Annotated in this window: 1 protein-coding gene; it reads right to left on the reverse strand. The window is 71.8% G+C overall.

Annotation, left to right across the window (positions count from 1 at the left end):
- The coding region (locus tag ACEXHE_RS13480; RefSeq protein ID WP_374786182.1) for a hypothetical protein at window positions 1–354 on the reverse strand (354 nt) is incomplete at its 3' end.
- Window positions 355–479 lie beyond the last annotated feature (125 nt).

A 479-nucleotide genomic window follows, 5' to 3' on the forward strand; every position in this document is an offset into this window, starting at 1 on the left:
AGTGATCGCATCCACCACGGCCGGGTCCAAGGACGTATCACGCAGGGCCCCGGTTACCTGTGGCAGTGAGGCCGGGACAGCAGTGCCGTCTGGAGTCTCTCCCTGGGGTGGGGTCAGGTGGTGGGCGGCTCGGTCCACGCGCTGATGGGTCTCCCGCCGGGGGGTCTGCTGGGTCTTCTCCAGGAACTCGGCGGCATTGCGGAACCGGGTCTTGCCCTGCGGCAGTCCCAGCAGCCGGTGCCGAGCCTTCGGGTCCTGCAGCACCCTGTCGGTCGCCCCGGCCACTGCGGTCTGAGCCAGCTCCACCACTCGGGCCAGACGCCCCACCCCGGACTGGACCTGGGCCAACGTCACGGGCCAGGGTCCCGATGCCAGACCCGCGGTGGGGCCACCGGCAGTGCTCAGGGCCGTTCCGGCGGGAACGCTGACGGAAGCCCCGCAGGCCGAGCCCTCGGCGAGCGAGCCCGAACCCGTGGAGA

Source organism: Micrococcus sp. IITD107, from assembly GCF_041927415.1.
Lineage (GTDB): Bacteria > Actinomycetota > Actinomycetes > Actinomycetales > Micrococcaceae > Citricoccus > Citricoccus terreus.